This is a genomic window from Nostoc sp. DedQUE04, assembly GCF_034530995.1.
GTDB lineage: Bacteria > Cyanobacteriota > Cyanobacteriia > Cyanobacteriales > Nostocaceae > Nostoc.
The window spans coordinates 1-24,323 of record NZ_JAVRCA010000038.1 but is presented as its reverse complement, the minus strand read 5'-3'; the positions used below and the strand labels follow the sequence as shown (position 1 = coordinate 24,323).

The 24,323-nt window shown below is 41.7% G+C and carries 25 protein-coding genes; 9 read left to right on the top strand and 16 right to left on the bottom strand.

The features are described 5' to 3' along the window. The first annotated feature begins 87 nt into the window (after positions 1–87). Positions 88–1,773, top strand: a complete 1,686-nt coding sequence (locus RM049_RS23205; RefSeq protein ID WP_322705835.1) for an AarF/ABC1/UbiB kinase family protein — start codon at positions 88–90, stop codon at positions 1,771–1,773. Positions 1,774–1,789: 16 nt separating this feature from the next. Beyond that, on the top strand, positions 1,790–2,527 hold the full coding sequence (locus RM049_RS23200; protein ID WP_322688396.1) for a Stp1/IreP family PP2C-type Ser/Thr phosphatase: 738 nt from the start codon (positions 1,790–1,792) through the stop codon (positions 2,525–2,527). A gap of 14 nt (positions 2,528–2,541) precedes the next feature. On the opposite strand, the gene RM049_RS23195 is transcribed toward RM049_RS23200, so the two are convergent. Beyond that, a complete protein-coding gene (locus RM049_RS23195) occupies positions 2,542–2,688 on the bottom strand; it encodes a hypothetical protein (RefSeq protein ID WP_322705834.1) in 147 nt (48 codons plus the stop codon). Positions 2,689–3,244: 556 nt separating this feature from the next. Here RM049_RS23195 and RM049_RS23190 point away from each other — a divergent pair. Beyond that, the gene (locus RM049_RS23190; protein ID WP_041565841.1) at positions 3,245–3,442 is read left to right on the top strand and encodes an NblA/ycf18 family protein; all 198 of its coding nucleotides are present in this window, start codon (positions 3,245–3,247) and stop codon (positions 3,440–3,442) included. 458 nt (positions 3,443–3,900) lie between these two features. Here the strand turns inward: RM049_RS23190 and RM049_RS23185 are convergent, their stop codons facing one another. The 4 genes from RM049_RS23185 to RM049_RS23170 form a co-directional block, all read right to left on the bottom strand. Further along, positions 3,901–5,454, bottom strand: coding sequence for a serine/threonine-protein kinase (locus RM049_RS23185; protein WP_322705833.1), 1,554 nt, complete (start codon positions 5,452–5,454; stop codon positions 3,901–3,903). A 502-nt stretch (positions 5,455–5,956) separates the two neighbouring features. Further along, positions 5,957–6,970 carry a glycosyltransferase family 2 protein gene (locus RM049_RS23180; RefSeq protein WP_322705832.1) on the bottom strand — a complete coding sequence of 338 codons (1,014 nt, stop codon included), beginning with the start codon at positions 6,968–6,970 and terminating at the stop codon, positions 5,957–5,959. Positions 6,971–7,195: 225 nt separating this feature from the next. Beyond that, positions 7,196–7,642: a hypothetical protein gene (locus tag RM049_RS23175; protein ID WP_322705831.1), complete on the bottom strand. Its 447-nt coding sequence runs from the start codon at positions 7,640–7,642 to the stop codon at positions 7,196–7,198. 120 nt (positions 7,643–7,762) lie between these two features. Continuing rightward, positions 7,763–9,025: an anhydro-N-acetylmuramic acid kinase gene (locus RM049_RS23170; protein ID WP_322705830.1), complete on the bottom strand. Its 1,263-nt coding sequence runs from the start codon at positions 9,023–9,025 to the stop codon at positions 7,763–7,765. 493 nt (positions 9,026–9,518) lie between these two features. Here RM049_RS23170 and RM049_RS23165 point away from each other — a divergent pair, with 493 nt between their 5' ends. Both RM049_RS23165 and RM049_RS23160 read left to right on the top strand, forming a co-directional pair. After that, positions 9,519–10,280, top strand: coding sequence for a PEP-CTERM sorting domain-containing protein (locus RM049_RS23165; RefSeq protein WP_322688400.1), 762 nt, complete (start codon positions 9,519–9,521; stop codon positions 10,278–10,280). A 445-nt stretch (positions 10,281–10,725) separates the two neighbouring features. Continuing rightward, the gene (locus tag RM049_RS23160) at positions 10,726–11,928 is read left to right on the top strand and encodes an argininosuccinate synthase (RefSeq protein WP_322670293.1); all 1,203 of its coding nucleotides are present in this window, start codon (positions 10,726–10,728) and stop codon (positions 11,926–11,928) included. A 133-nt stretch (positions 11,929–12,061) separates the two neighbouring features. Here RM049_RS23160 and RM049_RS23155 read toward each other — a convergent pair whose 3' ends face one another. Continuing rightward, positions 12,062–12,691, bottom strand: coding sequence for a DedA family protein (locus RM049_RS23155; protein ID WP_322670292.1), 630 nt, complete (start codon positions 12,689–12,691; stop codon positions 12,062–12,064). 454 nt (positions 12,692–13,145) lie between these two features. Between RM049_RS23155 and RM049_RS23150 the strand changes: the two genes are divergently transcribed. Continuing rightward, entirely contained in the window at positions 13,146–13,499 is a 354-nt protein-coding gene (locus RM049_RS23150) for an STAS domain-containing protein (RefSeq protein ID WP_322670291.1), read from the top strand. A 478-nt stretch (positions 13,500–13,977) separates the two neighbouring features. Here RM049_RS23150 and RM049_RS23145 read toward each other — a convergent pair whose 3' ends face one another. Together RM049_RS23145 and rpsF are read right to left on the bottom strand one after the other, a co-directional pair. After that, positions 13,978–14,538: an Npun_F5560 family protein gene (locus RM049_RS23145; protein WP_094348024.1), complete on the bottom strand. Its 561-nt coding sequence runs from the start codon at positions 14,536–14,538 to the stop codon at positions 13,978–13,980. 234 nt (positions 14,539–14,772) lie between these two features. Further along, entirely contained in the window at positions 14,773–15,129 is a 357-nt protein-coding gene (gene rpsF / locus RM049_RS23140; protein WP_322670290.1) for a 30S ribosomal protein S6, read from the bottom strand. A 382-nt stretch (positions 15,130–15,511) separates the two neighbouring features. Between rpsF and RM049_RS23135 the strand changes: the two genes are divergently transcribed. Then, complete coding sequence (locus tag RM049_RS23135) at positions 15,512–16,285, top strand: fumarylacetoacetate hydrolase family protein (protein WP_322670289.1); 774 nt, start codon at positions 15,512–15,514, stop codon at positions 16,283–16,285. Between the two features lie 3 nt (positions 16,286–16,288). Here RM049_RS23135 and RM049_RS23130 read toward each other — a convergent pair whose 3' ends face one another. Together RM049_RS23130 and RM049_RS23125 are read right to left on the bottom strand one after the other, a co-directional pair. Beyond that, positions 16,289–16,765: a Tic20 family protein gene (locus tag RM049_RS23130; protein ID WP_322670288.1), complete on the bottom strand. Its 477-nt coding sequence runs from the start codon at positions 16,763–16,765 to the stop codon at positions 16,289–16,291. 80 nt (positions 16,766–16,845) lie between these two features. Beyond that, the gene (locus RM049_RS23125) at positions 16,846–17,043 is read right to left on the bottom strand and encodes a hypothetical protein (protein WP_094348028.1); all 198 of its coding nucleotides are present in this window, start codon (positions 17,041–17,043) and stop codon (positions 16,846–16,848) included. Positions 17,044–17,646: 603 nt separating this feature from the next. Here RM049_RS23125 and RM049_RS23115 point away from each other — a divergent pair. Both RM049_RS23115 and psaI read left to right on the top strand, forming a co-directional pair. Beyond that, on the top strand, positions 17,647–21,147 hold the full coding sequence (locus RM049_RS23115; RefSeq protein ID WP_416212657.1) for a hypothetical protein: 3,501 nt from the start codon (positions 17,647–17,649) through the stop codon (positions 21,145–21,147). 234 nt (positions 21,148–21,381) lie between these two features. After that, positions 21,382–21,531, top strand: a complete 150-nt coding sequence (gene psaI, locus RM049_RS23110; RefSeq protein ID WP_322670286.1) for a photosystem I reaction center subunit VIII — start codon at positions 21,382–21,384, stop codon at positions 21,529–21,531. A 170-nt stretch (positions 21,532–21,701) separates the two neighbouring features. Here psaI and RM049_RS23105 read toward each other — a convergent pair whose 3' ends face one another. The 6 genes from RM049_RS23105 to RM049_RS23080 all read right to left on the bottom strand — a co-directional run bounded on the left by RM049_RS23105 (position 21,702) and on the right by RM049_RS23080 (position 24,114). Continuing rightward, the gene (locus tag RM049_RS23105) at positions 21,702–21,821 is read right to left on the bottom strand and encodes a photosystem II reaction center protein J (RefSeq protein ID WP_012411803.1); all 120 of its coding nucleotides are present in this window, start codon (positions 21,819–21,821) and stop codon (positions 21,702–21,704) included. A 69-nt stretch (positions 21,822–21,890) separates the two neighbouring features. Next, on the bottom strand, positions 21,891–22,013 hold the full coding sequence (locus RM049_RS23100) for a photosystem II reaction center protein L (RefSeq protein WP_322670285.1): 123 nt from the start codon (positions 22,011–22,013) through the stop codon (positions 21,891–21,893). Between the two features lie 8 nt (positions 22,014–22,021). Continuing rightward, positions 22,022–22,159, bottom strand: coding sequence for a cytochrome b559 subunit beta (gene psbF, locus RM049_RS23095; protein ID WP_015115279.1), 138 nt, complete (start codon positions 22,157–22,159; stop codon positions 22,022–22,024). Between the two features lie 9 nt (positions 22,160–22,168). Next, on the bottom strand, positions 22,169–22,417 hold the full coding sequence (gene psbE / locus RM049_RS23090) for a cytochrome b559 subunit alpha (RefSeq protein ID WP_094348030.1): 249 nt from the start codon (positions 22,415–22,417) through the stop codon (positions 22,169–22,171). Positions 22,418–22,617: 200 nt separating this feature from the next. Next, positions 22,618–23,637, bottom strand: coding sequence for a photosynthesis system II assembly factor Ycf48 (locus RM049_RS23085; RefSeq protein WP_322705829.1), 1,020 nt, complete (start codon positions 23,635–23,637; stop codon positions 22,618–22,620). A gap of 141 nt (positions 23,638–23,778) precedes the next feature. Next, on the bottom strand, positions 23,779–24,114 hold the full coding sequence (locus tag RM049_RS23080; protein WP_094348032.1) for a rubredoxin: 336 nt from the start codon (positions 24,112–24,114) through the stop codon (positions 23,779–23,781). Positions 24,115–24,323 lie beyond the last annotated feature (209 nt).

Sequence of the window (24,323 nt, the reverse complement as noted above, 5' to 3'; positions counted from 1 at the left end):
AAATGACACTTAAGAAAGAATAGTTTAGGAATCAGAGTGTCTTTTCTTCCAAGTGATTCGGTCGCAAACCAACGGTAAACAAAGTATATGGAACAAGGTTATTCAGAGAAGGCATACCGTTGGAATCGGGAAAAATACTCTAGCAAACGGCGTTTTGTGGACATTTGGTCTTTTGTCTTGACCTTACTGTTCAAACTTTGGCTATACAACAAATCTTGGAGTTATCCGGGAGGTGTGACTGATGTCAAGCAAGCTGCAAGACGCAAAACCCAAGCAGTCTGGATTCGCAATACTCTATTGGATTTAGGGCCAACCTTCATCAAAGTTGGGCAACTGTTTTCTACCCGTGCTGATATATTCCCTGGTGAATATGTAGAAGAACTAGCCAAATTACAAGACAAAGTACCGGCATTTAGTTATGAGCAAGTAGAAGCGATCGTTGAGAAAGAACTAGGCAAGAAAATTCCTGAACTTTTCCATAATTTTGAACCTATTCCCTTAGCTGCTGCTAGCTTGGGGCAAGTACACAAAGCTATACTACATACTGGAGAATCAGTTGTTGTTAAGGTGCAACGTCCTGGGCTAAAGAAGTTATTTGAAATAGATTTACAGATTCTCAAAGGAATTACCCGCTACTTTCAAAACCATCCCAAATGGGGACGTGGACGAGATTGGTTGGGTATTTACGAAGAATGTTGTCGCATTCTTTGGGAAGAAATTGATTATCTTAACGAAGGTCGTAACGCCGATACTTTTCGCCGGAACTTTCGCGGCTATGATTGGGTGAGCGTCCCCAGAATATACTGGCGTTACGCTACTTCCAGAGTTTTGACTTTGGAATATCTCCCTGGAATTAAAATTAGCCAATACGAAGCTTTAGAAGCAGCAGGTTTGGATCGAAAAGCGATCGCTCGTCAAGGTGCTCAAGCCTACTTACTACAATTGCTCAATAGTGGCTTTTTCCACGCCGATCCTCATCCAGGCAATATTGCCGTTAGTGCAAATGGCGCTCTGATATTCTATGATTTCGGCATGATGGGGCGGATTAAGTCCAACATCCGCGAAGGATTGATGGAAACACTTTTTGGCATTGCTCAAAAAAATGGCGATCGCGTTGTGCAATCTTTAATAAATTTAGGTGCGATCGCCCCAACTGATGATATGGGCCCAGTACGACGTTCCGTCCAGTATATGCTGGATCATTTTATGGATAAGCCCTTTGAAAATCAATCAGTTGCAGCAATCAGTGACGACCTTTACGAAATAGCTTATAATCAGCCATTTAGATTTCCAGCAACTTTCACTTTCGTGATGCGAGCCTTTTCTACTTTAGAAGGGGTAGGCAAAGGCTTAGATCCAGAGTTTAACTTTATGGAAGTTGCCAAACCTTATGCAATGCAACTTATGACCGATATGAATGGTTCTGAGGGGAATAGCTTTCTTAACGAATTAAGTCGTCAAGCAGCTCAGGTAAGTAGTACCGCCTTTGGTCTACCACGTAGATTAGAGGATACACTAGAGAAGCTAGAGCAAGGAGATATGCGCTTGCGCGTTCGGTCTATAGAAACTGAACGCCTGCTGCGACGACAGAGCAGTATTCAGCTCTCAATAAGCTATGCTCTGTTAATCAGCGGTTTCACGCTTTCAGCTACTATTTTAGTGGTTAAGGATTATGTATGGTTAGCACTGCTGCCTGCTTTAATTGCAGCTGCGCTTTCAGCGATCACGATCCGATTACTTTTACGCCTCGACCGTTACGATCGTATGTATTAATTGTTGCAAAAAATTTATGAAACTTAATTTCACGGGTTTTAGCGATCCGGGACTTATTCGTTCTAATAATCAGGATGCTTACTATATAGACCCAGAAGGACGATTTTTCGTTGTTGCCGATGGTATGGGTGGTCATGCCGGAGGTGAAGAGGCAAGTCGGATTGCTACTGAAGAAATTCAGGCGTATTTGGTAGCAAATTGGGAAACTTCTAAGTCTTCTCAAGAATTACTAGAGCAAGCTTTGTGGGGTGCCAATGAAGCGATTTTGCAGGATCAGCAAAATCATCCCGAACGCGCCGATATGGGGACAACTGTTGTAGCAGTAATTTTTCGCTCCCCAGAGTCGCCTTGGTGCGCTCATGTTGGCGATTCGCGCCTGTATCGCTTCCGCGAGTCGCACTTAGAACAGGTGACGGAAGACCACACTTGGGTAGCACGAGCAATCAAAATCGGTGATATCACCTTAGATGAAGCACGATTACATCCTTTTCGCCATGTATTATCGCGTTGTTTAGGGCGTGAAGACTTGCATCAAATTGATGTACAACCACTAGATGTAAAAGTTGGCGATCGCTTGCTGTTATGTAGTGATGGTCTTACAGAAGAACTTGTCGAGCAGAAGATTGCTAACTGCCTCCAAAATAGTCCTTGGCTTGATAAAGCCGCCATCTCTCTTGTTGAGGCTGCCAAAGAGCATGGAGGGCACGATAACATCACAGTTGTCATCGTCTCGCTTGAAGAAAATAGTCATTAGTCATTAGTCATTAGTCATTGGTCATTGGTCATTGGTCGATGCTTAGTAACTTTAAACAAATGACAAAGGACAACTAACATAGACGCTTCTGCGGCTTCCCGCAGGGTAGGACAAATGACAAATCCGGTAAATATACTCAGTAATTTGTTCAGCGTGAGCATTTTTCCTTTTTACAATTTGATACAAATATTTTTAGCCTCTAAAATCACCCAAAGAGGATAAATTTGTATAAGTTAGGAAATTGACATCTTGCACGTAATAAGGTAGAGCGACTATAATTCACGCTTATTACCATTAATTCCCCAACCTCCTTACAATTTCCCTCCTCCGAAGCTTCTTCTACCCTTGCGGAGACAGCATCTTAGGCTTTTTAAACACAAAGACTAAGACGGGTTTTACATAGCACCAAATATTCTCTTTAAAAGATATTTGTGCAAAGCAGGAAGGAATGAGGGAGGTAGTTATACCTATCTAAGACCAAATAGAGCTTATTTTCCGGAATATGGTTCAGCTGACTTGGGTGGTATATCAGTAGGATTAGGTGCAAGATATCAAAACAGAAAAAAGTCCACACTTTGGATGTGGGCAATCTGTCAAACAATTGTTATCTTTCGTAATACGGAGGAACAAATGTTGGACAGATATAAGTCCAAATATTATCCCATTTGGACTTCTGTGAGCGATATCACCTTTACGCGTTGTTTTTTCGGAGTAATTATGAATCAACCAATGAAACTATCCTTGGAACAGCAATTCAGCATCTGCTCATTTGCTACTCAGGTGCAAAATATGAGCCACGATCAAGCTAAAGATTTTTTAGTCAAGCTCTATGAGCAAATGGTCGTGCGCGAGGCAACTTATCAAGAGCTTCTTAAACACCAGTGGGGCTTAGATTCCGGTTCCACTATGGCATAGAGTCGTTCTAATGTCGCAGTGGGCGACCTCCTTCTCTTGCTTGGTTCCAAGGAGGAAAAGAGCTGGGGATGCCGGGGCGTCAACTTCGATAAGTAATTCCACAATATGGCGCAAAAGTTCAATTCACGAAATTAACTAAGAATAAGTAAACATTGTCTACGGCATATCTGATGAAGTCTAGACTAACTTTAGCGTTGCATGCTAAAACTGTTGTTTGCTTTAGCCAAACTTTTTGTTGTTTCGTCTAGTGAGGTAATGACACCTGCACAAATTGACAATCCACTGGAATATTTGCAGAGGAAAATTCAGAGATAATTTATATATTACTGCTTTAGCAGCTAGTGATTTCACTCTTTATACATATAACTAGAAGTTACATCTTTATATATATTTTGTTTATAAAACGTTACATTCTGAGAGCGACCACCTATGAAACATGTAACATTAAGAAATTATGCCTAGCTGGAAAGATCGTATGGAGAATCTGTATCTATACTTTCCAGTTTTGTTATAATCTGAGGCTTAATCTTTTCGTACTCGTTTTTGAGTAAACTTTTACTAATTTGCGGGTCGGCAGAGGACATCAAGGTATTGCTGATTGCGACCCACTCTTGCAGTCGTTGCCGCTGGGCAGAAGCAACGCTGGAAAGTAAAATGTGGGTACAGGGATTTGGTGCTTCTCGTGCAAATAATAAGAGGCGGTAGTAACCTGTGTGCTGTAGTAACCGAGCAATTTCTTGACCAAGGCTGGTTTTGAGATCGAGATAATAAGGCAACCATTTAGCGCCATGCTTGCGATTGTAGATGACAGTAATCCATAGCAGCATGGGATGGGGGATAGAGATGAACAGAAATTGGTTATAGCGTGTACAGAGTAAGCGTTTTTGAATTTCTTCTTGCGGTAGCATCACCCACAAAGCTGGTAAAACCTCCCCATTGGTATGAATGGGCTGGGGAAACACAATATCGGCAATTGGTTTATTTTTGGGCCAGGAAATGGCACGAGCGATTTCATCGTTTGACCAGGATACCCGCAAATCGGCTTTGGTCTTTTGTTCAAGCTCAGTGCTAGCTGTAGTAGTAGGAACGAGGGAATGGCTGGCTTGCTGAATTTTGCGTGTATGCTCAGGCTTTTCTAAAGATGCTAAAACTCTGAGGATTTCAGTAATATTTTGGGGGCGATCGCGTGCTACTTTAGCTAGACAACTCATCACCAAATTTTCAATTTCTTTTGGTAGTTCTAATCCAGGCACAGCCTCAGAAAAAGAACGTGGTTTTTGATAGTGATGTGTTTTATACCACGCACCAAAAGAGTGAGTTGGTGCCACCAGTGGCATTTTGCCTGTGAGCATCTCAAACATCATGACGCCCAAACTATAAATATCAGCACGGTTGTCTAATTCTTTACCCTCCATCTGTTCGGGAGAAGAATAAGCCAATGTCCCCAAATAAAATTTTGTATGGTCGCCATCTGACTGTAATAACTTAGCAATACCAAAATCTAGAACCTTGACCAATTCTCCAAAACTGGGATCTTGAATCACCAGCATATTGCTTGGCTTGACATCGCGATGGATAATTGGGCAAATAGCGCCATCAACCGGGATGCCATCATGGGCGCACTGTAACCCCAGGCTGAGTTGACGCGCCATACTGAGGAATCTAGCTAAAGGTAGTCGTTGCTTGCGAATAATATTGTTCAGGCTTTGTCCTTGTAAGTATTCCATAACGTAGAACGGGGTGTTATTGTCATCTACGCCGTAGTCCATAACTCGGACAATATGGATACTTTTTTGCCCTAGTAAAGCACAGGTTTTTGCTTCTCGCTCAAAACGGTCTTGCAATCGCATCTTTTCATTTTGGATTGATAGAGCCAGAAACTTAACTGCAACAGGTACACCTCCCAACAATGTATCTTTAGCACGATAAACCCGACCCATTGCTCCAGTACCGATTAACTCTTGGAGTTGGTAGCGTTTGCTGAGTAAGCGACCAATGTTGGGGTCTGACATAGAAAATTCGACTCCAAAAGCAGGTTGTAAATGTTTGGGAGGACAAGTGCATTCAAAAATTGTGGTGTAGTTTTAGTTTGCCCAATTTTGACTAATGCGCTATCACTCTTGGCATCTCCTTTTCTCTACGAGACGTTGCTTTGTGTTGGGAGAAGACGGCATTAGTTTGGCTACACCAGGACTTACGCAACTGATTAAGCAATGGCGTGCGGAGCGCGCCGACTGCCTAAAAACTAAGCCATTGACATAGCAATATCTGGACGTTTTAACTGCCCAATTAAATAATTTGACAACTAGCCATGTTTAATTTGATAAACCTGTCTTTGTAGGTTAACAAACCCTTAAATTCGCATTAGTTCACGAAATAGACTTAGTTTATGTAATAACGAATTATATTCACCCAATACTTTTAAAAAATTTTCTGATTACCTAACAATCTTTTTAATTTTAAAGCTAATTATTACTATGTAATAATGCATTATTCATTGGTAAACTATAATATTTAAGTGTTATTTTTTCGTTTTTTCTGTTGATTAGGATATATATCAAAACTTGATTTATTATTCATTATATAATATTGAATTCGACGCTCGACAATACTATTAAATCTGGACATAAAATCATAAAAGAAACCCGGATATTTCCTGACTCCTGTGAATGCTGTTAACCATTTTCTTTGTTTTATAGGTTCTACAACTTGAAGATAAGCTAGATTTTTCTTATAGACTGAGAGATTATAAGATAGAGCACGCATTAGAGTAGGATTATTTTTCACAATGTCTTGTTGCATGAAAGAAGTAGTAGTTTTGCAGTATTGATTTAGACGTGGTAATTGGCTTTGATATACAAGAGAACCAGGGCGTGAACGGTAGAAATAATAGGGTTTTGGCTCAATAAAAAACCTAGCTCCTTTGATTAAGCATTTCATGTCAATCCAAAAATCTTGACCCATTCTAATTTCTTCATCGTACTCGATGCCGTTCTTAATCAGGAATTCTCGTTTGAATAGAGGCTTGCTTAAGCCAAGATGCAACCCTGGTTGCCCATAGACATCAGTTTCTACAAAATAAACGATATCAATTTGGAAGATTTTATCTATACGTTCTCCACTTTCTTGAATCAATGTACTCCAAGGAGATGTTGTACCGTCTTCGATCAAATAAACATCATCAGCAATCATGTCTGCATTTGTTTGATTTGCCAGAGACACAAGATTTTCTAATCTTTTGGGAGCATACCAATCATCTGAATCAAGTACAGCAATCCATTCTCCTTGGGCTGCTCTGAAGGCGCGATTACGTGCCGCTGCCGCTCCAACATTTTGCTGATTAACTATCACTTTGAGACGTCGATCGGTGAAACTTTTAGCGACTTCTACAGTTTTATCACTTGAGCCATCATCGACCATGATAACTTCAATGTCAGTGAGTGTTTGCTTTAAGGCTGACTCTATTGCCTTTCCAATATAAGTTTCAGTATTGTAAGCAGGGATAATAATGGAGACTTTAGGATTCACGAAACTGAACTCCTGACTACATGGTTAGGTAAAATACTAAAATCCTGACCATAATTTGATCGTTTCTTTTTTACTATACAACTCAGTAGGTCGGTAAGAATATACGATGAGTGGTTAAAGTCGGGTAGGAGATATTAGGCGTTGGTAAACCAGTGCGTTGCCAGAGTTCTTTGAACGGCAGTTTTTGGCTTAGAAGAACAGCAAAGCGGTGAGGTAGGGCTGCTTTTAAGCTGACTGACGCTCTAGGCTAGCTTCCATTGTGCTAGTTAAAAAATGACCAGCCAAGATACCACTACTGAGGTAATATGTATCTTGCGAAATCCGGTGTAGGGTTTCAAAACCACTACGACGCTGACGATCGCCTAGTACCCAGTAACGCTGTACGATAGTATCCAGACCAATCCAGCCTTCGCCTTCAACCTGCCCCAAAATATTATGTTGTAGTAAAAAAGTATACTGACGCTCTCCATCATGCAACCGCCCCTTATATTGCAAAGAGATTTCAGAGCGATCGCTACCTGGGAAAATCAGTTTTGTGGCCATAGTAAACCAATTATCTCGATTCCAAGCGACCAAGGTCATACCCTTGACGCTGATTGGCATACCGTTACGTTCCAGCCAATTTCCTTCCATTGCCCAGCGTCCTGGTTCCAATAAAAAAGTATGAGCCACCTTTTATTCCCTGTCTTGCTCGATTGCCGCCAAAACTACAGTTATAGCAGTGCTAAGTTGTCAGTGATGAGTTGCGAGAAAAGAATGAAGAAATTTTTTATCTTGTTTATTGTTCTTGACTCAAGACTGACCGTGGTGAATTTCTCCCAAAAGTACTTCTTGAGGTGCACCTGTGGCTGTAGGTAAGTTGCCAGGAATACCCAAATGTCGCCAGTAGGCTAAAACTGCAAAAGCGATCGCTTCTTTAAAATCTGCACTCAAGCCGACTTCATCTGTTGCCGAGACTGGTATCGATCCTAACAACAACTGTAACCTTTGTTTCAAATAAAGATTGCGACTACCACCACCACATAATAGTACCCGTTGTGGCATTTCTGGCAAAAAAGTGCGGTAACTATGAAAAATTGAAGCAGCTGTAAGTTCTGTGAGAGTTGCTAGTACGTCAGCAGGATTGAGTTGGTATGCTTGAGCATCTTTTAAACACTGATGCAAGTAAGTCACACCAAATAATTCGCGTCCAGTGGATTTGGGCGGCGGTAGATGAAAGTAGTCTTGGTTAAGCCATTGTTCTACTAATTGATAGCAAGGAGTACCACTTGCTGCCCAATTGCCATCTTCATCATAAGTTTTAGCACCACCGCTTAAATGCTCCACCGCTAGATCCAACAGACTATTTCCAGGGCCAGTATCCCAACCACGAATTTTTGAGAGCCAGTCTCCATGCCGAGGTGGAATATAAGCAACATTGCCAATACCACCAATGTTTTGAATACAACGCCCCTCCTGGGGATGACTGAGTAAATAAGCATCGACTCTAGGCACGAGAGGCGCACCATGACCACCAATAGCAATATCAGCAACGCGGAAGTTACTCACAGTCGTAATGTTCGTAAGATGTGCAATTAATGCACCTCGCCCTAGTTGAAGACTATAACCCAAAGGACTGCCCCATGCTGTTAACGGATAGCTAGGGTTTAGCCCGTGGGTAGCGATCATTTCTCTCCCCCTGCTCCCCTGCTCCTCTGGTCCCTGTGCTCCCTCTTTGGGTGGTCGATGATAAACCGTTTGACCGTGGGAACCAATGAGAGTGGCGCGCTGATGACCAATTTGAATATTTTGGGCGGCTTGGGCAAAGACTTGGGCGATCGCATCATCTATTTCCGCTAATTCTGCCATTGAGATGGCAACGCCTGCACCAACTGCTAATATTTTTTCTCTGAGTTGGGCTGGATAAGGATATGTTGCCCCGGCTAGCAACTCAACTTTGAGATCCAATTCTGTACCGGCAATCTCTACCAACGCAGCGTCTATGCCATCTACGGATGTGCCACTAATTAAACCAATAACGTGAGTAGGGACAACAGCTTTTTCAGTTGAATGCATCGGTCGAAATTCTTTTGTTGATTGCAAGAGTTTAGTTTAATTCATGTTAATAGCTATGTCAAAACACTCAGGTTGCATAGTTAATTACAGAAGAAAAAGTAAATATAGCGACGGAAGAATCTCAAAACCAATAGCAACACCACGAATCTATTTATATTTATCAGCAAACAAAGAATTTAAAACAATTTTGTTTGTTATCTTAATTGCTCCTTAATCAGGACAACATCCGAAGATACAAATTCTTAATATATGCAGGCTAACTTTACAACTTTTTTAATTTCAGATAAATAACAGATATACTATCCACTTTTTCTGCAAGTGAAACTACTGATTTCTGTTCAAGAATAGGGCAAATTGTTGGCTAAATATAGGAATTTTTCAATAAATACAAATCCAGTAGTTTCATCCTATTGTTTCTTCTAGAAGACACTACATAATGAATCCAAGTCGCAAACGAACTTTTCAACAATTAAAAATACAAAATTTCAAGATTATGTCTCTTACAAAAATTGCTTGTATCGCTGCTTTATCCTTATCTGCAATCTCCTCATTTATCTATGCAGGTTCTGCCCAGGCTATTTCCTTCCAAATAACCACTGGCATTGCAGGCCCTAATGGAGAAACTGACCAAGGTGCTTTTTCTGAGTTTACTCAACTTCCTGGTACGACAACTGTTAACTTCAATAATGGTCAAGCACCAACCACTGGTTTTGCTAAATACTCATTTGAGAATAACAGTGGAACCAGCAGTGTGAGGTCAGATGTATGGGCACCTGCTGGGGCAAATGGTGAGGTCAATAATGGTAAGTATTTGGCAGTTTTCAACGGCGATAAAGTCACAATTAACCTTGCAAGTTCCCTCAATTATTTCGGTATTGACTGGGGAGCTATTAGTTCTGGTAACGTTTTTTCCTTCTACAATGGCGATAATCTAATCAAATCATTTACAACTGAGGATGTGAACCCAGTTGCTCCAATTCGTGCATCACAGCATGGCGGTGAAGGAAATGGCTACCTTCACTTCTACTCAGATAGTAGCAACGATATTTTCAACAAGATTGTCATTACCCAAACAGGTGGTGGTGGATTTGAAAGCGACAACCATTCTTTCCATCTAGGAACTGACAAATTTACAGGTTTTGACCCTAAGTCTGTTCCTGAGCCTAGTATTACATTAGGTATGCTGGCTGTAGGTGGTATGTTTCTACGCAAGCGCAAGAACGAAAAGTTACAAACTGTAAGACAATCTCATTAAACATATCAATCTGAACTCAGTAAGATTTTCTCTATAGTCTAACCTTAGCCTGTAGAAGGATTTCAAAACTTAGTTAATATTAAATGCAACTCAGGGTGAGTTTACTTAGGTAAACTCGCCCTAATCCATTTGCCATTTATAATCGGGGCTTCTTCTACGGTCAATGCTACGCGCAGCAAGCTAAGAAAATTTTCTTTAACTAGACTTTTTATTCATGCAAAATTGGGAGAAGGGGTTGAGGGATGTAGCAAGATCCCGTAAGGTGGGCAAATTTTACATTTCATTTGTGCAAGAGGTCTACTCAATACTGCTTAGAGCTTAACCAGACCGTATTGAGAGTGAACCGTAATTTTGACTCCTATAGGTTATTGCATGAATAAAATATACGTGGATTAGTTTAGATATAATAATGACTCATTCTTTGTTGTCCTAACTGGAGAAATTAATGGGTCGCGCCAAAAAGGTTGTCCTGGCATATTCTGGCGGAGTGGATACCTCAGTTTGCATCCCCTACCTTAAGCAAGAGTGGGGTGTGGAAGAGGTGATTACCCTAGCAGCAGATTTAGGTCAGGGAGATGAATTAGAGCCAATCAGAGAAAAAGCTCTGAAATCGGGTGCAAGTGAATCCCTAGTGGCGGATGTCAAAGACAGCTTCGTTAAAGATTACGCCTTTGGAGCGATTCAAGCCAACGCCCTTTATGAAAATCGTTATCCTCTAGGAACCGCTCTTGCTCGTCCACTGATTGCCAAAATATTAGTAGAAACAGCCGAAAAATATGGTGCTGATGCGATCGCTCACGGTTGCACTGGCAAAGGCAACGATCAGGTTCGCTTTGATGTCTCTGTCACCGCCTTAAACCCCAACCTGAAGATCCTCGCACCAGCCAGAGAATGGGGAATGAGTCGTGAGGAAACGATCGCTTATGGGGAAAAGTTTGGTATTCCCTCACCAGTTAAAAAATCTTCTCCCTATAGTATTGACAAAAATTTGCTTGGTCGTAGTATTGAAGCTGGTTTACTCGAAGATCCTTCATTTGAGCCACCAGAAGAAATTTATGAGATGACCAAAGCGATCGCTCACACTCCCAACGAGCCAGAGTACATTGAAATTGGTTTCCAGGGTGGTATTCCTACAACTCTCAACGGTATAGCCAAAAAGCCAGTTGAGCTAATTGAAGAACTCAATCAGGCGGTGGGAAATCATGGCATCGGACGGATCGATATGATTGAAAACCGTCTGGTGGGGATCAAATCGCGGGAAATCTACGAATCACCTGCAATGTTGGTGCTAATTCAAGCACATAGAGATTTAGAAAGCTTGACATTAACGGCAGATGTCACCCATTACAAGCGTGGGATTGAAGAAACTTACAGCCAAATTGTTTACAACGGTTTGTGGTACAGTCCACTAAAAGTTGCACTCGATGCTTTTATCCAAAAGACACAAGAGCAAGTCTCTGGAACTGTGCGAGTGAAGTTGTTCAAGGGCAACTCTACGATAGTTGGGCGTTCGAGCGATAATTCTCTCTATACTCCTGATTTGGCAACCTACGGAGCCGAAGACAAATTTGACCACAAAGCTGCTGAAGGCTTTATCTATGTTTGGGGACTACCGACTCGCATATGGTCAAAGCAGATTAGGGGTTAGAAGTAGAGACGCGATTAATCGCGTCTCTACAGGAGTTAGGAGTTAAAAAAGCAAAATACAAAAGTAAAAGTAAAAAAAACTCACTTTTTACTTTACTTTTCACTCCTCACTCCTCACTTAGTTTATGCTTGACTTACTCTTCTGCTGCACCTTTAACCTGGCGAGATTCCAGCCATAGGGGCACAATAATTAAGGCAGCGAGGATTAGTAACGCTGCGATCGCAAATTGACCCACCCAAGCAACCAATTGTTCTAAAGAGACTATTTTGCCAGCAAAAAAAGCTAATGTCACCATCAAACTAGCCCAAGCAACTGCTCCTAAAAAGTTATATAAAAAGAATTTTCTAAAGGGCATTTCAGCTATACCAGCTAGTGGTGCAGCAAAAACTCGTAACAATGCCAAAAAACGCCCAAAAAACACTCCTTTAGCAGCGTTTTGACTAAATTGATCTTTAATACTCAGCAGCCGCACTTCAGAAATCCGAAATATACTGCCAACTTTTACTAGAAAAGCCCAACCGCTAACTCTACCAATCCAATAGCCACAAGTACCACCAATGACAGCACCCATAATTGCGTCACCGAGAACCAGCCAGAAATTTAGTTCATCGCTGCCAGCTAAAAACCCGCCTACTAAGGTCACGGTTTCACCAGGAAGGGGAATGCCTAAATTTTCTAGCAAAATTCCGAAAAAAATTGCCCAATACCCGTAATTATGAGCAACTTCCTGGATATTTTCTAGTGAAATCAGCTCTAAAGACATTCCACACCGCCGTCTTTACAAATTTTTACTTTTACTATATTTTTACATTTTTGCTTGTTTTTGGGTGGGGTGTCAATCAAACTAATACATAACTTCTACTCTATGGGAACTATTAATTTATGACTATTAAATATACAAATTTTGGGATTGGTACCACATGTTCATAATTTATTAAAAAAAGATTAAAAATTTTATAGAAAATTTATAAATATCCGTTTAAATTGTGAAAATCTTGTAAAAGATACGGTTGATACCGAAATTGTTAGGCGCTTATGCCTATATTGATGAAAGTTATCACAAATTATACGACATGAATACTGAAATAATCTCTCTCAACTGTAGGACTAAAATTGCCCAAATATTTGGGTAAAAGGTCATTTTACCGTTGAAAGAGAAGAAGTATTGATGTCTTTTTCAATTTTTTGTCAAGTGTTCCAATTACCCTGTTAAATTCATGGCTTTCACACAAGAACTTCAAGTGATTTTGTTTAAACCCCAAGGAAGCATAGATTTGCAAGGCGGTAAGGCTTTGAGCGAACAAATGGCTGGAGTAGTCCCTCAAGCTTATCAACTCTGGGTTATCGACCTAGCAGAAGTTAACTTCATGGACAGCTCTGGGTTAGTTCCTTTAGTAAAAGGCTTAAAAGCTGCACGTCAGAGTGGTTGCCGCTTAGTTCTATGCAATGTACAAGCTCCTGTACGGTTGATTTTGGAACTTACCCAACTCGATACAGTGTTTGAAATTTTTGACACTTACCAAGATATTTTTACCAACGTTAAAGATAACAGTCTGATGCTAGCAGACTAACTAATAAATCTACCTACAGAAGGATGGCGGAGTCAAGCGATATTTGCATTTGTTCATATTCTTTCATATTCTCTTTAAAATAACAGTCTGGTGCTAGCAGGCTGATTTTCTTTATTGTCTAGAGAAGAATGTTGAGGGAAACTTATATCTTTGAGCTAGGTAGTATAAATTGCATTATTGTAAGTCATCTACCTAAAGCAGTAAAGTCAGAAATTGCCAAAATCGATCAAAGCAAATGCAACTGTTTGTGATACTCCCCAGCCTTTTAAATCCAGGGTTGTGCAAATTACTCTAAGCTAATTGTTTTATATGGGACGTAACTAGTGAAAGGAAGCAGGAGGTAAGAAAGGTTAAAATCTCAGCTTTTAGGTTATTTCTAACTTTATAGTTATTTTTGCCTCGATCTACTACTTGGATGCCTCCAAGATGTTTTGATGCACCAATTTCTTACCTCTTAGATTCCACCATTATGATAATTTTAGGCATTCTGGGGAGTCGAAATATTAGTTTGTTCGGATGCTGGGCGGGGAAAATTTGGTAAATCAATACCGCTGTGACTAGCATTGCGAGTTTTGAGTGCTAAACGGTAACTCACACTTTGCAGTTCTGCTTGCAGTTGGCGGTTTTCCCGTTGTAGCGTTGCTACCTTTTCTCTCACTGGTGTCATCCGCTCCTCAAACTTCCGACGGTAAATTTGAGGCAACTCTTGTACTACTTGCTCCAACATCCGAGTGCGATCGGTAAGTTCTTGAACTGACTGTCGCAATTGATAAATTTCGGAGTCACGAGTTGTAATTTGCTCTTGGTAGAACGCCACCTGCTGTTCCACAGCTTGAAGTTGTTCTTGTAAAGCGTGTAACTGGGTCAGATCGCGCTCAAATTCCGGCTGCTGTGGCATAAAACTAGTGTTTCCCTTTACCAGCCGGAAAAGTTCTTGAGATAGTTGTTGCACTAATTGATCGCGAAGTTGCAACTCCTGGCGTAGCTGCGATACTTCCGTCGAGAGAACTTGAATATTAGGTGTATCAGATTGGCTCACAGTAGCTTAAAGCTCCCATTCAGAATCTTGTCCACTCTTAGGTATAACTGCGGGAGTACTACCTTTGGCAAGTATTTGTTAATTTAGCATTCCCAAACAAGTGACGAAAAAAGAAAAAGACAAAATTTTATTGAATGGGAGTGGGGATTGGGGAGTGGAGAGTTAGGAGTTAGGAGTTAGGAATTCTTCCCCTGCTTCCCCTACTCCCTCATCTCCCTCATCCACCTCACCTTCCTACACTGTTGCAGGTGCAGCTACTTTAGTAGGCTTTTCTTTTTCCTCTTTAGGGGGTTTTTCTTCTTCAATGTCCTGCTTAATTGTCAAGTAGCGAATCACTTCTTCACTCAAACGCATAGCGCGTTCAAAAGGAGCGATCGCAGTTGCAGGCGCGCTGTAGTTTAATTGGATGTAGATGCCATCCCGGTGTTTTTTGATTTCGTAAGCTAGACGGCGCTTACCACGATTTTGAATTTGGATCTCTTCAGCACCCTGTTCGCGAAGCAAATTCTGATATTTAGTAACTGCTTGCTCTACCTGTTCCTCTCCCAAGTCAGGACGGAGGATGTACATTGTTTCGTAATTTGTAGTCATATTTTTCAGTTTCCTCATGGACAAAAGTGGCTGCTGACATTAATTTATACCTGACTTTTATTTAAAATGCCAGTATTAATCAACATCTGAAGCAACAAGGAACTATAATCTTACCAGTTTTCAATTTTGTTTCATTAGCCAAATCGCCAAAGTTTGGATTTTTTGCATGTCCCTAATGAAAACTAGGTTGAGAGGCAATCCTGATATTTCTTTCACAAGATCGATCGAGCTATCAGCTTCGCTAAGGGGTATCTTTCTTTAAAGGGCATCTTATAGCGATCGCTTTTTTGCTCAAGGCTCAATCAGTTGGCTAAACAGCTAACTGACGATTGCTAGGTACTCACAGCAACTAAAAAGCAGAAAAAAGGTATTTATCAAGGTTATGGCGCAGCGCTACGTGCGAATTCAAAATCCAGAAGGACAGATTTACTATGGGTTACTACAGCTATCCCTGAATGTACAGGTGCTAGATGCTCCACCCTGGTTACAAGGACAACCCACTGATTTAACTTTGACACCAGAAAATTACCAAATTCTGGCTCCCTGCGCTCCCTCAAAAATTGTGGCCGTGGGTAAGAATTATGCAGATCATGCGGCCGAAATGGGAACTCCAGTACCTTCTGAGCCATTAATCTTTCTTAAGCCACCTACGTCGATCATTCCATCTGAAAGGGAAATTAAGTATCCTCCCCAGTCACATAGAGTTGACTATGAAGGAGAGTTGGCTCTAGTGATTGGCGATTACGCTTTTGAATGTACGCCAGAGGTAGCCCAAACCAAAATTTGGGGCTACACCATCGCCAATGACGTAACAGCGCGGGATTTACAAAAACAGGATGGTCAGTGGACGCGAGCCAAAGGTTTTGATACTTTCTGTCCTTTGGGGCCTTGGATTGTGCGGGAATTAAATCCAGGAGCGAGATTGCAGACTTTTGTGAATGACGATGCTAATCCAGTCCAATCTGCCTGTATCGATCGGATGGTGTTTTCCCCCGATGTTTTAGTTTCCTATATCAGTCAGGTGATGACGCTACTTCCTGGTGATTTGGTGCTTACAGGTACGCCGGAGGGTGTAAGTGCTTTGCATCCAGGCGATCGCGTCCGCGTAGAAATTGAAGGTATCGGTCGCCTGGAAAACACCGTAGCGTCCCGTTAACTTCTAACGCACTTGCATATACACTGCATCAGAAATCGCTGGAATTTCTGCATAACGTCCGCTCACAGACTGGATGACTGAATATGCTGCTGCTCCCACTATGCCGATAAAAATGGTTGTGGATAGAGTTTGGATTGCAAAACCACCGGAAGGAACTAGTCCCACAACATCAGTTAGGATGCTAAACAAAAAGATAATGATATCCAAAAGGATTGCTTGCATGGTGTTGAAACGAATAAAGTGACTAATTTTTTCATTTCTTACTACCAGCAAAAATAAAGCAAAGAAAATAATCATTCCTGCATAACGCACGCCGTAGTAAATTCTTAATAATGGCAGAAGCGGTAAAAACAGTAGTTGTAACGGTGGAAACTCTGATAGTAAATATCTACCAAATACAAAAACTTCAATTAGAGGAAGCAAATAAGGCAAGGAAGCAAAAATCCGATCTGAAACTGTTGTAGACCCGCGCCAAGACATTATGCGTTCTCCTGTGGTTAAATTTTAATAGTTACTTGAGCATAGGATAACGCAATTGCTGGTCTTGCTGAGAAATTCAACTATTCTATATGGGCGATACGAAAGCCCATCATACATTCATATTGGTCTGGCTGCTGTTGAGTAAGTTTGCGAATGGCTTGACCACAGCGCAGTTGACCCCCACGCCAACGAGGTTGACCGCTCCCGTCAGCGAGTAAACAAGACTGGCAAACTTGCTCAGGGGCAAGGATTTGCTCGTCCATTAAAATGACTAGCATCGAATCCCTCCTGTAAATTCTCATTGTCAACCCACATTTCACTTAAGGGAAGACGTGTTTTGTAGCGGTTCAAAGAGCCACTTCAGATAGATTGGATGCGTTTTGCGTGGTTAAGTGTTGTGATTTGCGATCTCGCTTTGCGCCTAACTTGGGCGATCGCAGAGGACACTTAAGAACCGCATCCTACCTCTTTGTAGCAAAAATGTGGGCAATTACGATTCAATAACAATTCTCAAGCGAATTTTAATTTATTGTACGTTGTGTCTATTGCAAAGTGGAAATTCTAGTAAAAAATAATACAAAAATTTTTGCATTAAGTTGAGCAAAGACAACTAACGCTATCCATTGTATCCCTGTTAATTTAGCACTAGAATCTGTCAAACTTAATATTTAGAAAACAACAAAAGCTTTACGCACAAGCAACACGGCGACTTATCGAAATTCCCTTGAGGTGAGTAGTTAAAGTGTGAGAAGTCAAGTCAGTAAAATTGAGTTAACTTGATAGGCATTTAAGTGAGGCATTTCTAAAATACTGAGGTAAACTTGCAAGCAAGTTAATACACAATATTACTCAGCGGCTCGTCGGTCTGGGCATCACTTACAATGGAACACTGGCAATTTCTGATACAGAAACAAGGCGCTCGCTCGTGGCATATCCTAGAATCGCCAAATTTGGAAATTTTGGAAGGGCAGTATAGAGTTTTGGCTCGTTCTAACCTTCTTAATACAGACGTGGAAGTGCGGGTAACTCACTCTTCAACCGAGGAAGTTCAACCAACGCGGCGAATTTTCAAGCGATCGCGTCGCACTAATTCAGAAGGCATAATGGCGGTAATTCCTTTTACCTACTTCCAACCGGGAGTTTGGGAGTTGCGGTGTTCCGGCGATTTGATGTCGGATCTGCTCGGTAAATCTTGGCAATACAGCGTGCAAGTACAAGTCTTCTCGCTATTAGCAGAGAGAGAGCCGAGGAAAAATTTAGGATCGAGTTCACCCGACGATGGCGTAGATACTGTTTCTGAAAACTTGGAATCTAATGCCCCAGCAGAAACTGCAATTACGTTATTTACGTTTGAGAAAGCGATCGCAGTTTCTGAAGAATTGGCAATTACTACAGATGGCAACCTCACTGTTCCACCAGATGAAGAGAACTTGGAATATAGTGCCCCAGCAGAAACTGCAATTGAGCCAGATCGAGCGATCGCAGTTTCTGAAGGACTGGCAATTACTACAGATAGCAACCTCACTGTTGCACCAGATGAAGAGAACTTGGAATCTCATGCCCCAGCAGAAACTGCAATTGAACCAGAGCAAGCGATCGCAGTTTCTGAAGGACTGGCAATTACTACAGATGGCAACCTCATTGTTGCGCCAGATGAAGAGAACTTGGAATATAGTGCCCCAGCAGAAACTGCAATTGAGCCAGATCGAGCGATCGCAGTTTCTGAAGGACTGGCAATTACTACAGATGGCAACCTCATTGTTGCGCCAGATGAAGAGAACTTGGAATATAGTGCCCCAGCAGAAACTGCAATTGAGCCAGATCGAGCGATCGCAGTTTCTGAAGGACTGGCAATTACTACAGATAGCAACCTCACTGTTGCACCAGATGAAGAGAACTTGGAATCTCATGCCCCAGCAGAAACTGCAATTGAGCCAGATCGAGCGATCGCAGTTTCTGAAGAATTGGCAAATATTACAGATAGCAACCTTGTTACCACTGTTGCCTCAGATGAAACGGAAGAAGATGAAGATATAGTTATCGATCTACCTGTAAGTCCTGTATGGCTCAAAGGAGAGACGGCAGAGCAGATTTTACAAAATTTAATAGATTTAGCTTTACCCACCTCTGAACTGCTGCCGCAAGATGAAAAAGTTACAGATTCTTCAGCAACACAACTACCGCCACTATTACTGCTAATTTTAAGTCAGGATAATTATATTGCTCGTTGGGGACAAGCTCTTATAATCAACGGGTATATAGAATTCCAAGAAAAGACAAATCTAGATTGGGATGAAACATCATCTTCAAAAAGCTTGCGGGCGCTTGAGGTAGAAATTGAACTGCGATCGCCCAAGAACTCGAAAATATTGACCAAAGTACGGCAACCCTTATCAGATAAGGAGTTGCCCTTTACCATCAATACCTCAATTGATATTCCTGCTGATTGTGAATCTAAGCTAATTTTGGCAGATATCAGTTTGTATGGGAAATTCGCCGATGCTGGCGAAGTCATGCCGTTAGCTACCCAGTCCTTCACCATTACAGCAGATGTAACAGAATTACTGGCAATCACAGCCGCAGCAAAATCTAGTACATCTTTAAATCACCTCATAGCAACATCGGACTCATCTGCTGCTTTCACAGAAACAGAGACACCTGTTAGGCTCGATTTAAAACTATTAAATCTGGTCAAAACTCCAAAAACAGACCAGTCTCAGATAGTTAATCCATCCCCAAACACACCTTTACCACCGCAAATTAACCTGCAAGTTCTGCGAGAAGCTAACCTGCGGACATCTAAGTTCAAGAATTCAAGCATTTCGTTGCCTCAATTACCGAAACTGCCCCCTATTCAAAGTGATGCCAACCTTCCCACAGATGTTGTTGCAGAACCACAGACACCGGAGGAGCTAAAAAAGGATGCTACTATAGCCACCATAAATTTAGAGCAGTTGGTCATCAAGCAACGTCGAATGCCAATAATCGAGACTACTTTGCCATACTTGAAACGGCTACAAGCTTCACTAAATGATGCCGAAGAAAAAGTAGAAAATAATGTTCCTCCAAATACATTGGAAGTTAAAGCGGCTGAAGACTTACCAAAATTGGACGCAACTGTGGCTGAAGATGAAAATATACTTGAATTAGGAGTAGGTGACGCACAATTCCAGGAAGAATCTGTTGCTGAAATCGAAGCCCCGCAAAATTCACAATTCCAGGAAGAATCTGTTGCTGAAATCGAAGTCCCGCAAAATTCACAATTTCAGGAAGAATCTGTTGCTGAAATCGAAGCCCCGCAAAATTCACAATTCCAGGAAGAATCTGTTGCTGAAATCGAAGTCCCGCAAAATTCACAATTTCAGGAAGAATCTGTTGCTGAAATCGAAGCCCCGCAAAATGCACAATTAATTACAACCGGAAACCTTTATTCATCTCCCCTGCTTAGGAAGTGGATGCAGAGCCAAGGATACTCCTTGCCTGAATATATCAACGATCTGCAACCTCAAGATTACAATCACTATGTTCCACCGCAGCAGATACCCCTTCCTCCTAGTACAGAAAATGCGAATGTTGATGTTAACTTGCCATTAGACCTAAATGCCAACACGGAGAATAATCTGAACGAAAATTGGAGCCGTTCACAACTTATGTTGGCTGAAATGCCCAACGGACAAGAGACATGGGAAGAAGTCGAAGGATTGGCTCCTGAACTGGAGAACTTAGGGAAAGATATAGACACAGCGCAGGAAGTGGAACTAGGGATTGGAGAAAATACGGAAATAGAAAAAGTACTAGAAGAACCAACAATCTCATCGGCTCTGCTAACACAAGTACCGCCCCCTCCCCCTCCAATAAAAATAAATATAGCGTCAGCTTGGTTAGCGCAAGAAATCGTTGTAGATGATACAGATAGCGAACTGGAAGGCGATGCAAAGGAGAGTGACACCTTTGAAGAAAAGGAGCAATCACTGTTATATTCATCTTCTTCCTTACCTCTAATTGCAGCAGCCACTGAGCCTTTGCCAACTCCACATTTGTATGTGCCAGAAGGCGAATTAATTGCTGGCAAGTCTGTCATAGTGCGCGTAGTACTGCCGGAAGTACCTCTGCAAGTTGTTGTCAAGTTATGGCTTGAAGATTATCAAACTCGCTACTTACTAGATGGGCCGCATTTATTGACAAATTTACTTCCTAATGCATCGGGAGATTTGGAAGTGATGACACAATTAAACATTCCTTTTGGCTGTTTGGAAATTCGCTTAGGAGCGATCGCACTCGATCTAACAACCCAACAGGAGAGTCACAAAGTCACAATAGTGCGAACCGTGATTCCTCCAGACTTGCCAAGCTTGCAACTAGATGAACTCCTGGGTATGTAACTCAGGTATGAGGGGCATTGGGCATTGGGCATGGACGAGAGACAAGGTAAACAAGGAAGAGGGCAAAGACAAAGAAGAGACTTGTTCTAATAATTCCCTCTTGTCCCCTTGTCCCCTTGTCCCCCACCTCCCAATTTCCTCTGTGTTAAAAATATGAAAGAATTTCAAAAATTTGGCAGAATTTGCAGTAAGCTCATCTTGAATTGTAGTGTGATTTCATAGGAACCTTTAACTATGGCAGCATCTTTTTTACCTACTGTCTTGGCTAGTACTTCGTACTTGTCTGCGATCTTCGTGCCCATAATTGGTTGGGTTTTGCCAGGTGTGGTCTTTGCGTTTCTGTTTTTATACATTGAAAACGACGATATCAGCGATATCAACTGATACTGATGTAGTCATTAGTCATTAGTCATTTGCAAAAAACAAAAGACAAAGGACAATTGACCAAAATTAATACCGCCCATCTCATAGAGACAGGCGGTTTTTTTAACGTTGATTTCTCAACAAATGCTAGAAAGTTCTAACTTATAGTATTCGGTTCAAACTAACTAATGTTAAATCGAAGAACCGAGTCCGGCGTAGGCACCATAAAAGAAAATGCCCAAGACTGTAATTATACCTAAACCTGCGATCGTAGCGACGACCCACAGGGGAATTCTCCCACTTCCAGACACAGCTTCTCTCCTCCCTTAACAACAAATCAACACACGTTCATAAACCAAGATTAACAACAGTACTTCTAATTAGTTAAAGAAGTAACTAGAAAACAGAATACCCAGAACGAAAATCATTAGTAATCCCAGGTATAGAGAAGTCCGGTTTAGTTCAACCGGCTGATTATTGGGATTAGGCGATCTTTCTACCATAATTGCTCCTAACGTTGAATAAATTGCATTGCGGCGATCGCGCCTAAAAAGAATACAGTTGGTACACCTAAGGTGTGTACTGCCAGCCATCTAACGGTAAAAATTGGATAGGTAACTGGTTGATTGATGTTGTTTCCGCTAGTCATGATCTCAAACTACTTTCCAATAAATTCTTCAACTTGTTTTTTAGCTTCAAAACGGTTCTTCACAATGGGCACTTCCTGCCGCGCTGGTGTGAAATACTCGTTGGGACGGGGTGTACCAAAAGCATCATAAGCCAGTCCGGTGCTGACAAATAGCCAACCAGCAATAAATAATGCCGGGATGGTGATGCTGTGGATTACCCAGTAACGAACGCTAGTAATAATGTCCGAAAACGGACGTTCTCCAGTGGTACCTGACATTTAGATCCCTACCTTATACATAGAGTGTTATTGAGTTTATTATCCTACAAAGTTAAGAAAGAGTTACAAGTTGCAAAGTTCTTCTCAGAAATAGGTATTGGGGATTGGGTACTGGGTATTGGGTATTGGGTACTGGGCATTGAGAAAACTCTTACCTAGTCCCTAATCCCCAGTCCCTAGTCCCTAGTCCCCAGTCCCCATTAAGCTGCTTCTGGGGAAGTTGTTTCAGGATTTGGTAGATATTTGAGCAAAACGCCGCGATCGCCAATTATAAATCCCCGCTCTGGCTCTAAAAACACAATCTTGTACAAATTAGCTGCAACTTCTTCAACCTCACGGTCTTTTTCCCAGGTTTTGCCACCGTCGGCACTGCGTAGCAAATTACCACTACCGCCACCGACCCAAATTTCATTGGGTGTGCGATATGCCAAATCCAGTAAACCCCAACTGGTGGATAACTCTGGATATTTTGCTTCTTGCCATTCTTCAGGTTTAGTTGGGTCACTAAACTGAACTTGACCTCCTCTAGCTAGCAACCACAATTGCCCATTGTCACCAAAGCCCATGTTTTCTACGCGCCGAGAACTATTGCGGTTATGGGGAACCCAAGCATCTTGGCCTGGTTCCCAAGTCGAGTAGAAACTCCCCTTAGCGGAAACAGCAACATACTTACCATCAGCAGAACGCTCTAAGTTACGCACCACACCCACTGCTGATTCCACTTGGGCTTTCCAGTTTTTGCCGCCGTCTGTGGTCTTATATATGGCTCCAACATTAGTAGCCATTTCCGCTGTATTGCCTGCTAGCGCCTTAACTGCGATCGGACTACCTGGTAGCTTTTCGCTCAGAGGGATACGCGACCAAGAAGCACCTTCATCGGTTGTGTGTAGTAAAAGTCCAGGCTCTCCGGCAATCCAGCCTTCTTTACCTACAAAACTTACTGAGTCAAAGCGATACTTCTGCTCATCTAGTTGCAGTGTTATTGGTTTCCAGGTATTACCACCGTCATTGGTTTCCAATAGGGTGGCATTGCTACCGACTAAATAGCCATGCTCAAGGTTATCAGTAAAAGCAATATCCAATAAATTTGAGTCTGTTGGCACAGAAATGACTTTCCAAGGATTGTAGCTAACAGAGGGAACTTGGCTACAACCTATGCACATCACGACTACTATTAACAAGGCAAATATTCGTTGCCAACCTTTCACAATTGAATGCATCAGTATTTCTTAGTTATTTCTAAATTTTGGTAGCAGTTGGCAGCCAGGATGCTGTAAAGTCCTGGCTTTTTCATTTTGAATTTTGTTAGCGCAGTGTAAAGCCTCTGGTAGAGAGCGTTATTTGGAATTGCTTAAAGGCTGTCATTGTAAGCCGTAAAGACTGATAAAAAACAAGAAGCCAAGAGCCAAAGCACCAAAAATTAGGATATTCTTTTGGGTTGGCGTTAGGTTGTTAACACCCAAACCATAACCGAGATTTTCTTTAAAGCCGGATGCAGTACCGGCAGGGCCGATGTTGGCAAAAGCAGTCTTTTTAGCAGAACAAACTGGACAGCGCCAATTTATAGGCAGTTCTGCAAAGCTTGTCCCTGAAGCAATATCATCTTTGTCGTCTCCCTTTTCGGGTTCGTAAACATAACCGCAGGCGCGACACTCGTAGCGGTCTAACACCGTAGTCTCAACAGCTGGTTCGCTCATGGCTAAGGCCTCGCAAAGGAGAAATCTTAAATATACGTTAAAAATTATGACATAATTGTTAGGCTTTTCTATCACTAGCAAAAGCGAATCAAATACCTAAAGTGCGTCTGTTTCCCAGATTTCAGAAAAACCAAACAGATATAATGTAAAAGAAAGTGTGCGATTCGATGTCGCACGTAATGAGTCGAATATTCCAACTGGATAAGGTT

Excerpts from the sequence above, each read along its gene's own strand:
- RM049_RS23195 (WP_322705834.1), bottom strand. The coding sequence starts at position 2,688 with ATGCTCACGCTGAACAAATTACTGAGTATATTTACCGGATTTGTCATT.
- RM049_RS23080 (WP_094348032.1), bottom strand. The coding sequence starts at position 24,114 with ATGAGCGAACCAGCTGTTGAGACTACGGTGTTAGACCGCTACGAGTGT.
- RM049_RS23125 (WP_094348028.1), bottom strand. The coding sequence starts at position 17,043 with ATGCTAGTCATTTTAATGGACGAGCAAATCCTTGCCCCTGAGCAAGTT.
- RM049_RS23165 (WP_322688400.1), top strand. The coding sequence starts at position 9,519 with ATGTCTCTTACAAAAATTGCTTGTATCGCTGCTTTATCCTTATCTGCA.
- psbE (WP_094348030.1), bottom strand. The coding sequence starts at position 22,417 with ATGTCAGGTACCACTGGAGAACGTCCGTTTTCGGACATTATTACTAGC.
- psaI (WP_322670286.1), top strand. The coding sequence starts at position 21,382 with ATGGCAGCATCTTTTTTACCTACTGTCTTGGCTAGTACTTCGTACTTG.
- rpsF (WP_322670290.1), bottom strand. The coding sequence starts at position 15,129 with ATGACTACAAATTACGAAACAATGTACATCCTCCGTCCTGACTTGGGA.
- RM049_RS23130 (WP_322670288.1), bottom strand. The coding sequence starts at position 16,765 with ATGTCTTGGCGCGGGTCTACAACAGTTTCAGATCGGATTTTTGCTTCC.
- RM049_RS23205 (WP_322705835.1), top strand. The coding sequence starts at position 88 with ATGGAACAAGGTTATTCAGAGAAGGCATACCGTTGGAATCGGGAAAAA.
- RM049_RS23150 (WP_322670291.1), top strand. The coding sequence starts at position 13,146 with ATGGCTTTCACACAAGAACTTCAAGTGATTTTGTTTAAACCCCAAGGA.
- RM049_RS23115 (WP_416212657.1), top strand. The coding sequence starts at position 17,647 with ATGGAACACTGGCAATTTCTGATACAGAAACAAGGCGCTCGCTCGTGG.
- psbF (WP_015115279.1), bottom strand. The coding sequence starts at position 22,159 with ATGACTAGCGGAAACAACATCAATCAACCAGTTACCTATCCAATTTTT.
- RM049_RS23200 (WP_322688396.1), top strand. The coding sequence starts at position 1,790 with ATGAAACTTAATTTCACGGGTTTTAGCGATCCGGGACTTATTCGTTCT.
- RM049_RS23190 (WP_041565841.1), top strand. The coding sequence starts at position 3,245 with ATGAATCAACCAATGAAACTATCCTTGGAACAGCAATTCAGCATCTGC.
- RM049_RS23100 (WP_322670285.1), bottom strand. The coding sequence starts at position 22,013 with ATGGTAGAAAGATCGCCTAATCCCAATAATCAGCCGGTTGAACTAAAC.
- RM049_RS23135 (WP_322670289.1), top strand. The coding sequence starts at position 15,512 with ATGGCGCAGCGCTACGTGCGAATTCAAAATCCAGAAGGACAGATTTAC.
- RM049_RS23160 (WP_322670293.1), top strand. The coding sequence starts at position 10,726 with ATGGGTCGCGCCAAAAAGGTTGTCCTGGCATATTCTGGCGGAGTGGAT.
- RM049_RS23155 (WP_322670292.1), bottom strand. The coding sequence starts at position 12,691 with ATGTCTTTAGAGCTGATTTCACTAGAAAATATCCAGGAAGTTGCTCAT.
- RM049_RS23085 (WP_322705829.1), bottom strand. The coding sequence starts at position 23,637 with ATGCATTCAATTGTGAAAGGTTGGCAACGAATATTTGCCTTGTTAATA.
- RM049_RS23185 (WP_322705833.1), bottom strand. The coding sequence starts at position 5,454 with ATGTCAGACCCCAACATTGGTCGCTTACTCAGCAAACGCTACCAACTC.
- RM049_RS23170 (WP_322705830.1), bottom strand. The coding sequence starts at position 9,025 with ATGCATTCAACTGAAAAAGCTGTTGTCCCTACTCACGTTATTGGTTTA.